11 protein-coding genes are annotated in these 11863 nt (G+C 39.4%); 9 read left to right on the forward strand and 2 right to left on the reverse strand.

Annotated elements, in window-relative coordinates; all coding sequences use genetic code 11:
- The first annotated feature begins 41 nt into the window (after positions 1–41).
- Positions 42–821, forward strand: coding sequence for a phospholipase (locus CA265_15325; protein ARS40947.1), 780 nt, complete (start codon positions 42–44; stop codon positions 819–821).
- Positions 822–982: 161 nt separating this feature from the next.
- On the opposite strand, the gene CA265_15330 is transcribed toward CA265_15325, so the two are convergent.
- Together CA265_15330 and CA265_15335 are read right to left on the reverse strand one after the other, a co-directional pair.
- Entirely contained in the window at positions 983–1711 is a 729-nt protein-coding gene (locus CA265_15330) for a YebC/PmpR family DNA-binding transcriptional regulator (GenBank protein ARS40948.1), read from the reverse strand.
- Positions 1712–1784: 73 nt separating this feature from the next.
- Positions 1785–2729 (reverse strand): NAD-dependent epimerase, encoded by a 945-nt coding sequence (locus CA265_15335; protein ARS40949.1) that lies wholly within the window; start codon positions 2727–2729, stop codon positions 1785–1787.
- Between the two features lie 523 nt (positions 2730–3252).
- On the opposite strand from CA265_15335, the gene CA265_15340 reads away from it, so the two are divergent.
- The 8 genes from CA265_15340 to CA265_15375 all read left to right on the forward strand — a co-directional run bounded on the left by CA265_15340 (position 3253) and on the right by CA265_15375 (position 11861).
- Positions 3253–3837 carry a twin-arginine translocation pathway signal protein gene (locus tag CA265_15340; GenBank protein ID ARS40950.1) on the forward strand — a complete coding sequence of 195 codons (585 nt, stop codon included), beginning with the start codon at positions 3253–3255 and terminating at the stop codon, positions 3835–3837.
- A 22-nt stretch (positions 3838–3859) separates the two neighbouring features.
- The gene (locus CA265_15345; protein ID ARS40951.1) at positions 3860–5563 is read left to right on the forward strand and encodes a GMC family oxidoreductase; all 1704 of its coding nucleotides are present in this window, start codon (positions 3860–3862) and stop codon (positions 5561–5563) included.
- 84 nt (positions 5564–5647) lie between these two features.
- Positions 5648–6805 carry an oxidoreductase gene (locus CA265_15350; GenBank protein ID ARS40952.1) on the forward strand — a complete coding sequence of 386 codons (1158 nt, stop codon included), beginning with the start codon at positions 5648–5650 and terminating at the stop codon, positions 6803–6805.
- A gap of 9 nt (positions 6806–6814) precedes the next feature.
- Positions 6815–7867: an AP endonuclease gene (locus tag CA265_15355; protein ID ARS40953.1), complete on the forward strand. Its 1053-nt coding sequence runs from the start codon at positions 6815–6817 to the stop codon at positions 7865–7867.
- A gap of 16 nt (positions 7868–7883) precedes the next feature.
- Positions 7884–8267 (forward strand): cytochrome C552, encoded by a 384-nt coding sequence (locus CA265_15360; GenBank protein ID ARS40954.1) that lies wholly within the window; start codon positions 7884–7886, stop codon positions 8265–8267.
- A 33-nt stretch (positions 8268–8300) separates the two neighbouring features.
- Positions 8301–9758 (forward strand): oxidoreductase, encoded by a 1458-nt coding sequence (locus CA265_15365; GenBank protein ARS40955.1) that lies wholly within the window; start codon positions 8301–8303, stop codon positions 9756–9758.
- A gap of 50 nt (positions 9759–9808) precedes the next feature.
- Complete coding sequence (locus tag CA265_15370) at positions 9809–10489, forward strand: glycosyl hydrolase (protein ID ARS40956.1); 681 nt, start codon at positions 9809–9811, stop codon at positions 10487–10489.
- 154 nt (positions 10490–10643) lie between these two features.
- Complete coding sequence (locus tag CA265_15375; GenBank protein ARS40957.1) at positions 10644–11861, forward strand: MFS transporter; 1218 nt, start codon at positions 10644–10646, stop codon at positions 11859–11861.
- Positions 11862–11863 lie beyond the last annotated feature (2 nt).

Consider the following 11863-nt stretch of genomic DNA (forward strand, 5'->3'; position numbering starts at 1 on the left):
AATGATGATCGCTTCATTACCATTAAAACAATCTTAAACAGATGAAAAAGATTATTCTAACTATCTGCATTCTTTTTTCTGTACTCTTTTTAAACGCTCAAGACTTAAAAAAATACGACAAGGGAAGCTACATCAAAGGAAAGGATTCTATTTACTACAGAATTCTGTTTCCCGAGAATTTTAATCCCGACCAAAAATATCCAATCATCTTCTTCCTCCATGGAAGTGGCGAAAGAGGGAATGATAATGCCAGTCAACTCGTACACGGTGGAAAATTGTTTTTAAAAAATGATCTACGCAAAAATTTCCCTGCTATTGTGGTTTTCCCACAATGCCCATCAAACGATTTTTGGGCAAATGCCAACTTTGAGAGAGATGCCAAAGGCAAAAGAAGAATCAGTTTTGTAGAGGGTGGCAAACCCACCAAAATTATGCATGCGCTGCAGGGAATGGTTAAAAACTTCCTTAATAAACCCTATGTTAATAAAAAACAGGTATATGTAGGCGGTTTATCAATGGGCGCAATGGGTACCTACGAATTGTTAAGAAGAGAACGCCGTAAATTTGCCGCAGCCATTGCCATTTGTGGTGGAGACAATACCAACAACATTAAAAAATACCAGAAAATACCCTTATGGATTTTTCATGGTGCAAAAGATGATGTTGTTGATCCGGCTTTTTCTATTGCCATTGCCGAACGTTTGAAAACGGTTGGCGATGAGGTGAAGTTTACCCTGTATCCAAACGCCAACCACAATAGCTGGGACAGCGCCTTTGCCGAACCGGAGTTGTTAAGCTGGTTGTTTTCGCACAAGAAATAGTAGATTAATTAAACCTCGCAGGTTTCCTTTCGATCGTCACCCTGAATTTATTTCAGGGTCTTTCTTAGATAGATGCTGAAACAAGTTCAGCATGACGATAATTGCACAAAAAAAGGGCTTAAAGAAAAATCTTTAAGCCCTTGTAAATTATTCAATTGATGTTACTCCGCCATATTATGGTAAACGGCCTGCACATCATCATCTTCCTCCAGCTTATCGATCAATTTCATAACATCAGCAGCTTGCTCTTCTGTAACCTCGTGATGAGATAAAGCAATACGCTCTAATTTTGAACTTTTTAACTCGATACCTTTCTCCTCTAATGCTTTTTGCAAAGAGCCAAAGTTTTCGAATGCGCCCTGCGCAACAGCAATATCATTGCCTTCTTCATCGGCCTCTACATAAAGTTCCTCTAAACCAGCATCAATTAATTCGAATTCTAATTCTTCCAGGTCTAAACCTTCTGCAGGTACGAAACGGAAAATAGATTTGCGGTTAAAAATAAAATCCAGTGATCCGGTTTTACCCAAAGAGCCATCAGTTTTATTAAAATAACTACGAACATTGGCAACCGTACGATTGGTATTGTCAGTAGCAGTTTCAATTAAAACGGCTACACCGTGTGGCGCATAACCTTCGTATACAATTTCTTCATAGTTGGCCATCGATTTATCAGATGCACGCTTAATTGCAGCTTCTACCCGATCTTTTGGCATGTTAACGGCTTTCGCATTTTGCATAGCCGTACGTAAACGGGAGTTGGTTTCCGGATGAGGTCCTGATTCCTTAACCGCCATTACGATATCTTTACCAATACGCGTAAACTGAACCGCCATTTTGGCCCAACGCTTAAATTTTCTCTCTTTTCTAAATTCGAATGCTCTTCCCATTTTGTAGTATTGAGATATAAGATTTGAGATATGAGACCTTATGCCTTCAACCTTCCAACCCTCTACCTTTATATTATTTTTTTAAATTTTTTAACATATCTGCTGTCAGTTTCGATAAATCGAATTCTGGTTTCCATCCCCAATCTTTTGCTGCATAGTTATCGTCGATAGAACGCGGCCAGCTATTTGCAATTTGCTGACGAGGATCGTTAGCGCCGTAAGTTAATGTAAATTCCGGAATATGTTTTCTGATTTCGGCAGCCAAAACCTCAGGTGTAAAACTTACTCCACCAAAATTATAGCTGCTGCGCACCGAAATCTGATCTGCCGGTGCATCCATCAGCTCAATTGTACCGCGGATGGCATCATCCATATACATCATTGGTAATTCTGTATCTGCACTTAAGAAACTCTGATAACTCCCTTTTTTCAATGCATCGTGGAAAATGTGGATCGCATAATCTGTAGTTCCACCACCTGGGGCAGCTTTCCAGCTGATTAATCCCGGATAACGGATACTACGAACATCCAATCCGTATTTTTGGTTATAATATTCGCACCAGCGCTCTCCTGCCAGTTTACTGATTCCGTAAACAGTATTCGGATCCATTACACAATATTGTGAGGTATTATCTTTTGGCGAATTCGGACCAAATACCGCAATAGAACTTGGCCAGTATACTTTTGCAGTTTTATATTCTAAAGCTAAATCTAAAACATTCAATAAGCCATTCATATTTAAATCCCAGGCTAGCTTTGGATTTTGCTCTCCTGTGGCCGATAATAAAGCCGCTAAAAGGTAAACCTGTGTTGGTCTGTATTTATGAAAAATACCATTGATCATTTCTTTATCAAGTACATTCACAAATTCAAACGGTGCAGAGTTTTTGATATCATAATCCGGCCTGCGTATATCGCATGCAACTACATGATCATCACCATATATTTTACGTAACATGGTTACCAACTCGGTACCAATTTGCCCGTTAGAGCCTAAAACAACAATTTTTTCTTGCATAATTTTTTTGAGATTGAGCAAAGGTAAAAAAATGAGATAAAAGGCAATAAAATATTTATACTTAGTGTATAACTTCAGTTATGAACATCCGGATAATCATAACTCATATCTATCATCCCAAACTTTCATCCTGCCATTTCTCCTGATATAAGTCCATAATTTCAGCGCCATCAAATGAGCTGAATTACACCATTACCGGTGTATAACCAAAAGCTATAATTACTTCAAAAAAAATCGGGTTTCGACTAATTTTTTCCCTAAAAAACGGGCGTTTTTAAATTTATTAGTAAATAATATGCTTACCTGTACTAAATGTACTTTTTACACCAAGTAAAATGACGACAAAAACCCGCTTTAAACAACAATAGAGCTATAAAAAACTACTTATTTAGAATAATTATTCGGAGTAACAATCACGTTGCGTATCAATAATTTAACTGTAAAAAATTAATCTTTCCGTTATATTTTTTCTAATATTACTAATTCAACACATAAGTAACCAATATATAAAATCATAAAGACGATGCACAGAAGAGAAGCACTCAAAAACGTTGCATTTTTGCTGGGAGGAGCAATCTCGGCAAGTACAATGGGCGTTTTATTTGAAAGTTTTACGCTCCCGGAAAACGAAAAGAACTTTGTCCTCTATTCATTGGAAGACGAAAAGATTTTTGCTGAATTTGCTGATATTATTGTCCCGACGACCAAATCATCTGCTGGTGCCAAAGCTGCAGGCTTAGGAAAATTTATTCCAATGATGATGAAAGATTGTTATCCTGCGGCAATGCAAACCTCATTTGCACAAGGTTTTAAAGATCTTCAGGCTAAATCAAAGAAAGATTTCGGAAAAAATTATATCACTTTAACACCAGCTGAGCGTAAAAAACTAATGATCGATTTAAGGGCCATTGCGCTTGCCCAAAAAGAGAGCAAATCAGAAGAGAATAAAGATTTAGCTTACTTTTTTATTACCGCAAGAGATTTAACCTTACTCGGTTATTATTCTTCAGAAATTGGTTGCACCAAAGCACGCGAATATGTGCTTATTCCAGGCCGGTATGATGGCAATGCACCATTAAAACCAGGTCAAAAATCCTGGGCAACCTAATTTCTAACTCCAACAACAAAACATCATGAATTTAAATACAAATTTAAAAGCAGAAAACACTTACGATGCTATTGTAATAGGATCGGGGATTAGTGGCGGCTGGGCTGCAAAAGAGCTTACTGAAAAGGGCTTACGCGTGTTAATGCTCGAAAGAGGAATGAACATCGAGCACATCACCGGTTACGAAACGGCCATGAAAAATCCTTGGGATTTTAAACATGCAGGTAAACTTACCGAAGAGCAAAAACGTACCCACCCTGTGCAAAAAAGAGATTATCCTTACCAGGAAGCAAACGAAAAATGGTGGGTAAACGATTTAGAATGTCCATATACTGAAGATAAACGTTTCGACTGGTACCGTGGTTTCCACGTGGGTGGAAAATCGTTAATGTGGGGTCGCCAAAGTTACCGTTTAAGTGATCATAACTTTGAAGATAACGCAAGAGACGGACATGGAAGCGACTGGCCGGTTCGATATGCAGAACTTTCGCCATGGTACGATTATGCTGAACGTTTTGCAGGGATCAGTGGTTCGAAAGAAAACTGGCCTACCTGCCCTGACGGACAGTTTTTACCTCCAATGGATTTAAACATTGTTGAAAAATCGGTAAAAGCACGTATCGAAGAACATTATAAAAGAGAACGGATTATGATGATTGGCCGTGTAGCCAATCTTACTGTGCCACATAAAGGACGTGGCAATTGCCAGTACAGAAATTTATGTAGCCGTGGTTGTCCGTTTGGTGCATATTTCAGTACTCAATCTTCTACCCTGCCTGCGGCTATGGCAACTAAACGTTTAACGTTAAGGCCGTACTCTATCGTAAATCATATTATTTATGATAAAGACACTAAAAAAGCTAAAGGTGTAATGGTTATTGATGCTGAAACCAACAAAACGATGGAATTTTATGCTAAAATCGTTTTTGTAAATGGTTCTACATTAGGTTCAACATTCGTTTTGTTAAACTCTACATCAGAAGCACATCCAAACGGGTTGGGCAATGGAAGTGGACAGTTAGGACACAATTTAATGGATCACCATTTCCGTTGCGGAGCATCTGGAGAAGCTGAAGGTTTTGACGATAAATACACTTACGGACGCCGTGCAAACGGAATTTATATCCCGAGGTATCAGAATATCGGAAACGACAAACGCGATTACCTGCGTGGTTTTGGATATCAGGGTGGTGCAAGCAGGGCAAACTGGCAAGGTGATGTGGCTGAATTATCTTTCGGTGCCGATTTAAAACAAAAAATGACTACCCCAGGCAAATGGTCTATGGGCTTGGGCGGTTTCGGAGAGATGTTACCTTATTACGAAAACAAGGTATACATCGATAAAACCAAAAAAGATAAATGGGGACAACCCGTATTGGCTATCGATTGCGAGTACAAAGAAAACGAGAAAAAAATGCGTGTGGATATGATGAATGATGCTGCCGAAATGTTAGAAAAGGCCGGTATGAAAAACATCAAAACATTCGATAATGGCTGTTATCCAGGTATGGCGATCCACGAAATGGGTACCGCAAGGATGGGTAACGATCCTAAAACTTCTGTATTGAATAAATGGAACCAGATGCATGAAGTAAATAACGTTTTTGTAACCGACGGATCGTGTATGCCATCAATCGCTTGCCAAAACCCATCGTTAACATTTATGGCTTTAACTGCCCGTGCCTGCGATTACGCTGTAAAAGAATTAAAGAAAAAGAATATCTAGAAAGGTTTAAGGTAAAAGGTTTAAGGTATAGGGTTTAATCTCCCTATGCCCTAAGCCTTTAGCCCTATACCCCATACCTCAAAAATGAAAAGAAAATTAAGAATGGGCATGATAGGCGGTGGAAAAGACGCTTTTATCGGTGCCGTACACCGTTTGGCTGCCAATATGGACGGCCTTATTGAATTATCTGCCGGAGCTTTAAGTGTAAATCCTGAAATTGGCTACGAATCTGGAAAACTCCTTTTTCTTCCGGATAACAGAATTTATACCAATTACGAAGAAATGCTGACGAAGGAAAGTGAATTGCCAGCAGATGAAAGAATCGATTTTGTAACCATCGTTACGCCAAATTTTGCTCACTTTGCCCCTGCAATGATGGCTTTGGATAAAGGTTTTAACGTAGTCATCGAAAAACCGATGACCTTAACTTTAGAAGAAGCAAAACAGCTGCAAGCTAAAGTAGAAGAAACTGGCTTAACATTATGTTTAACCCACACCTACTCGGGTTATCCAATGGTTAAACAAGCCAAACAAATGGTGAGTGAAGGTGCTTTGGGTGCGATCAGAAAAATCATGGTCGAATATCCTCAAGGCTGGTTAAGTACCCTATCTGAGCGTGAAGGAAATGCACAGGCAGCCTGGCGTACCGATCCATCTAAAACCGGAAAAAGTGGTAGCATGGGCGATATCGGTACACACGCCGCTCATTTGGCAGAATATATCACTGGTTTAAAAATCACTAAAATCTGTGCAGATTTAAATATTGTTGTTCCAGGTAGAGCGATTGACGATGATGGAAACGTATTGTTAAAATTCGATAATGGTGCTAACGGTGTTCTGGTAGCATCGCAAATTGCTGCCGGAGAAGAAAATGCTTTGAAAATTAAAGTTTATGGCGAAAAAGGTGGTATGGAATGGCACCAGATGGAACCAAACACCTTAATTGTGAAATGGTTAAATGCCCCTGCTCAAATCTACAGAACAGGCAATGGTTACATGGGCAGTTTCGCTCAGCACAATACCCGTACACCAGGTGGCCACCCGGAAGGTTACTTGGAAGCATTTGCAAATATTTATAGAAATTTCGCATTAACAGTAGATGCAAAGTTGAATAACGAACAACCTACGGCTGCAATGTTAGACTTTCCAGGTACTGAAGATGGTATTAGAGGTATGGCATTTATCGAAAATGTAGTGGCCTCCAGCCAATCAGACCAAAAGTGGTTAGATTATAAATTATAACAATCAAGCATGACAACGATAAAAGGACCAGCAGTATTTTTAGCACAGTTTATAAGCGACGAAGCCCCATTTAACTCCCTTGACAGCATTTGTGAATGGGCAGCAGGTTTAGGTTTTAAAGGCATTCAGATGCCAACCTTAGATGCAAGATTTATTGATCTGCAAAAGGCTGCTGAAAGCAAAACCTATGCTGATGAACTGAAAGGGAAAATCGCTTCTTATGGCTTAGAAATTACTGAACTTTCTACACACTTACAAGGTCAGCTGGTTGCGGTGCACCCTGCTTACGATGATCTGTTTGATGCCTTTGCACCAAAAGAAGTACACAAAAACCCAAAAGCAAGAACAGAGTGGGCTGTGCAACAAATGAAATATGCGGCTAAAGCCTCTCAAAACTTAGGTTTAAATGCCCATGCCACATTTAGTGGTTCATTATTGTGGCAATATTTCCACCCCTGGCCACAACGCCCGGCGGGATTGGTTGAAGAAGGTTTTGCAGAATTGGCAAAACGCTGGACGCCCATCTTAAACGAATTCGACCAATGTGGCGTTGATATTTGCTACGAGATACATCCTGGCGAAGATTTATTTGATGGCGAAACTTACGAAATGTTCCTCGCTGCAGTAAATAATCATCCTAGGGCATGCTTATTGTATGACCCATCTCACTTTGTGTTGCAACAATTGGATTACATTCAGTACATCGATTTTTACCACGAACGCATAAAAGCCTTCCATGTTAAAGATGCAGAATTTAACCCTACAGGCAAACAAGGCACTTTTGGTGGATACCAGAGTTGGGCAAACCGTGCTGGTCGTTACCGCTCACCAGGTGATGGTCAGGTTGATTTTAAAACCATTTTTAGTAAATTGGCGCAATATGATTTTAAAGGTTGGGCCGTTATGGAATGGGAATGCTGTATTAAAAACCAACAAGATGGTGCCCGCGAAGGCGCAGCATTTATCAAAAACAATATCATTAATGTAACCGATAAAGCATTTGACGATTTTGCAGCATCGGGTAGTGATAGCGCTTTCAATAAAAGAATATTAGGATTATAAGAATAACAAAACACACATGAAAAAAACATTTTTAATTTTAGGCGCCGTAGTCATTTTTATGGCGTCGTTTTCAAAGGCTGATTTATCGAGAGAGAAAACTGTAGTTGCAACAGCAACAATGACAAAGCATGCTGCTTTTCAATCCAATCCGGGAGAAAAACTGATCAATAAATCAGACTGTCTGGGTTGCCATAACAAGACCAACAAAATTATTGGTCCGGCTTACGTAGAAATTGCAAAAAAATATCCGGCTACCGAGAAAAACATCAACATGTTAGCCGATAAGATTATTAAAGGTGGAACAGGCGTTTGGGGCAACATGCCAATGACTGCTCATGCTACACTTAAAAAAGACGATGCAAAATTAATGGTAAAGTACATTTTATCCCTAAAAAAATAATTTTAACCAAATTAGCAAATCGATTTACTACAGATGAAAACAGAGCAAGAAAATAAAAACACGAGTAACCGCCGTGATTTTATTAAGACCACAGCTATTGCCGCTGCTGCGTTTATGATCGTGCCCCGCCATGTTTTAGGTGGACCCGGTTATTTAGCACCAAGCGATCGTTTATTGGTTGCCGGCATTGGTGTTGGCGGAAAAGGCCAAAGCGATTTAAATATGTTTTACAAAAGCGGAAAAGCAGACATTGCTTTTTTATGCGATGTAGACGATCGCCGTGCAGCAAATAGTGTTAAAGCTTTCCCTAAAGCAAAATACTATAAAGACTGGCGCGAAATGTTAGATAAGGAACATAAAAATTTCGATGCTGTGTCTGTTTCTACTCCTGATCATAACCATGCCATCCAGGCTTTAGCAGCGATGCAATTGGGTAAACACGTTTATGTGCAAAAACCTTTAACACATGATATTTATGAGGCGCGTATTCTAACCGCAGCCGCAAAAAAATATAAAGTGGTAACCCAAATGGGAAATCAAGGTGCATCAAATGATGGCCCGCGCCAAATGAAAGAGTGGTACGAAGCTGGTTTAATTGGCGATGTACACACCGTTTACGCGTGGACTGATAGACCCGTTTGGCCACAAGGCATTCCCCGCCCAACAAAAAAAGCCGAAATTCCTGCAGAATTAGATTGGAACCTATGGTTAGGTACTGCGCCTGAAAAAGATTTCATAGATAAATTGGTGCCTTTTAACTGGCGTGGCTGGTGGGATTATGGTACTGGTGCCCTGGGCGACATGGGCTGTCACTTGATCGAAGCGCCTTTCAGCGTATTAAACTTAAAATATGCAAAAGAGGTTGAGGCGAGTGTTGGCTCTGTTTATGTAGATGAATTTAAACGCGGTTATTTCCCTGAAAGCTGCCCGCCATCAAGCCATGTGACCTTAAAATTCCCGAAAACGAATAAAACCAAAGGTGATGTCACGCTACACTGGATGGACGGTGGTATCCAGCCCGAACGCCCTGAAGAATTAGAAGCAAACGAAACTTTTGGCGATGGTGGTAATGGTACCTTGTTTATCGGAACTAAAGGTAAAATGATGTCTGAAACTTATAGTGCAAACCCAAAATTATTGCCATTAAGTAAAAACAAAGACATTAAAGTGGCGCCAAAATACACGCGTGTACCAGATGGCGCAAATGGCCACTATAAACAATGGGTTGAAGCCGCAATTGCGGGTTATGGCAAACAGGAAGTAAGTTCGCCTTTCGAAATTGCAGGTCCCTTAACAGAAGCTTTACTGATGGCGAATCTGGCAATCAGAAGTTTCGATATCCAAAAAACGGTAAATGGTAAGACTACTTATCCAGGCCGGTATACTAAAATGCTTTGGGATAACGACAATATGAAAGTTACCAATTTTGACGAAGCAAACCAGTTTGTAAAACGCGAATACCGTAAAGGCTGGAACAATTTAACTCTTTAATTATCCTAACCTGATCGGTTTTAAATCCCATCAGGTTTTATTTAAAAAAAATGAAAAAAATCTTTCTTTCTGCTTGCATCTTGTTAGCGGTAACACAAATATCAAAAGCTCAAAAGGGCTTTAAGCCACTTTTTGATGGTAAAACAACAACAGGCTGGCATACTTACAACAAAACTACTGTTGGCAGCGCCTGGCAGGTTCAGGATGGTGCCCTGCATTTAGATTTAGCAACCAAAGGTAAAGATGGCGGCGGTGATTTGGTTACCGACAAAGAATATGGCGATTTCCATTTAAAATATGAGTGGAAAGTAGCTCCAAAAGCAAACAGCGGTTTAATTTTTTATGTTCATGAAGAACCTAAATACCACGCTACCTATTCTACAGGTTTAGAAATGCAGGTTATTGATAACGATGGCCACCCGGATGGAAAGATTACAAAACACCGCGCAGGCGATTTATACGACCTGGTAAAAAGTTCATCAGAGCCCGTTAAAGCTGTTGGCGAATGGAACAAAGCTGAAATCATTAGCAAAAAAGGCAAATTAACATTAATTTTAAACGGTGTTGAAATAGTAAAAACCACCCTTTGGGACGATAACTGGAAAAAAATTGTTGCAGGCAGCAAGTTTGCAACATGGGAAAACTGGGGAACTTTTAAAACCGGTAAAATTGCCTTACAGGATCACGGAGATGAAGTTTGGTACAAAAACATCTCTATTAAAGAACTATAAATCAGGTTGAAGGCGTAAGGTAGAAGGCTGAAGGTTTCTTTTCTTTAGCTTTAACCATATATTTGAGTTTGCGGGCGGGGAAGCATAAAGTTTACCCGCTTTCGCATTAACCTTACACCCTATACCTTTAACCTTAAAACCTTATATAAACCAAATGAATAACACTACTCGCTTTAAACTCTCTGCCATGATGTTCCTGGAATTTTTTATCTGGGGCGCCTGGTTTGTAACCATGGGAACTTACCTTGGTAAAAATCTATTAGCAAACGATGTACAAATTGGTTCAGCTTATAGTACACAATCATTAGGTGCTATAATTGCACCATTTATCATCGGATTAATCGCAGATAAATTTTTCTCTGCACAAAAAGTATTAGGTGTACTACACTTAGTTGGAGGTGCACTTTTATGGGTTGCAGGAACATCTTTAAATTTTGATAGTTTTTTCCCATTTATCCTAGGGTATATGATTGCTTACATGCCAACGTTGGCGTTAGTAAACTCAATCTCCTTTAAACAAATGAAAGATCCTGGAAAAGAATTTCCTTCAATCAGGGTATTCGGGACTATTGGATGGATTATTGCCGGATTGGTAATTGGGTGGTTAAACTGGGAACAGAGCGGCAATTTGGTGTTTACATTCAAAATGGCATCCGTTGCTTCAATCATTCTAGGATTGTTAAGTTTCTTTTTACCGAACACTCCCCCAGTTAAAAAAGGTGAAAAAACAACTTTTGGAGAAATCATTGGTTTAGATGCAATTGGCCTGTTAAAAAACAAATCATATCTTTTATTCTTCTTAGCATCTGTTGCTATCTGTATTCCACTGGCTTTCTACTACAATTTCACCAATCCGTTTCTTAATGAAGTTGGAATGAAAGGTGCAGCAGGAGTTCAATCATTAGGTCAGGTTTCGGAAACCCTATTTATGTTATTAATGCCTTTATTCTTTGCTCGTCTTGGCGTAAAAAAGATGCTGGCGATTGGTATGATTGCGTGGGTAGTTCGTTACCTTTTCTTTGCATTTGGAAATGCAGATTCAAACTATTGGATGCTGATCGGTGGAATTGTTCTTCATGGCATTTGCTATGACTTTTTCTTTGTTACCGGACAAATTTATACTGACAGATTAGCCGGAGAAAAATTCAAAAGTGCTGCTCAAGGTTTTATTACCTTGGCAACTTACGGTGTCGGTATGTTAATTGGTTCGATCATATCAGGTATGGTAGTTAATAAATATGTTGTAGAAGGTGGCCATATTTGGCAAAGCATATGGATTATTCCAGCAGGTATAGCAGGATTAGTTGCGCTGTTATTCTTATTATTCTTCAGCGATAAAAATAAACCTGTTACTGAAGCTAACACGATATAATT

Source organism: Sphingobacteriaceae bacterium GW460-11-11-14-LB5 (assembly GCA_002151545.1).
Classification (GTDB): domain Bacteria; phylum Bacteroidota; class Bacteroidia; order Sphingobacteriales; family Sphingobacteriaceae; genus Pedobacter.